General features: G+C 54.2%; 1 pseudogene. It reads right to left on the bottom strand.

The window, feature by feature from the left end:
* Positions 1-861, bottom strand: a pseudogene (locus tag ZRA01_RS20350) (BbrUII/HgiDII family restriction enzyme); the annotation flags it as partial.
* Positions 862-903: the final 42 nt, after the last annotated feature.

Raw genomic sequence — 903 nt, 5'->3', positions numbered from 1 at the left:
AAGTTTCTTGAAAAGATGCTGCTGGAGCACCTTTTCCTTTTCATTGTCATCAACCAAGCGCTCCAGCTGTTTGATGACATCCAACCGAGAAGCGACGATGTCTCGATACATGGAGCCTTCCAGGATCGAAAGATCGGAAAGTAGCGGTAGCAAGGTCTGAGCGGACAGTGCTCCAGCCGCCACGAGCTGATGCGCAGACTCCCGAAGCCTCAGACGCTCAAATGCCACGACCCCAGCCTTATAAAGTTGGGTACGCTGCACTTCATCTTCAAGCTCAACACCTCGAATCAGACCAAGCAGTTGCCGGGCAGGCACCTGTTGTGACGGGGGAAGGTTGTGAATCCAATCCCCCAAACCAGCAACCTCGACAACCGCCTCCTTACCGCGCTCTTCGTTACGCCACTTCGTCCAGACGTCGTCGATGTCGAGCAGCTTGCGGCGGACAAAATCGAGCAGTGCCTGATAGCGCTCGTCGTCCTCGATCAGACGCTGACGGTCACTGGTGGCGATATCGTCGAACTCGGTCAAGTCAAGGAAGTCCGCATTGATCTCGCCAGTGAGATACTTCGTAAAAATGCGACTATAATTGATCTTATCCAGCACATTTTCTTGGATCAACCGCCCTCTCGACAGCACTACGATGTTGTTGAGGGCGCCTGCATCATCGGTGGTAAGCTGCTTGGGCTCTGGGACGGCCCCGATCCAGCCCGTAACAATCCATCCACCCTCAGAGCGTACATCGCCTGATATCAAATCCTTCCTTTTGACTCGCGGCAAGTTGGCGGATGGAATGACTGGCTTCTCGCCAAACTCCCAAATGAACTCGAGGCGTCGTAAATCCTCCCGATCATTCGGGGTCACCCTATGCATCCCATTACACACATCTCCCCCCCCTGTACCCTC

This window comes from Zoogloea ramigera (assembly GCF_006539865.1).
GTDB lineage: Bacteria > Pseudomonadota > Gammaproteobacteria > Burkholderiales > Rhodocyclaceae > Zoogloea > Zoogloea ramigera.
This window is presented reverse-complemented; position numbering and strand designations above follow the sequence as displayed.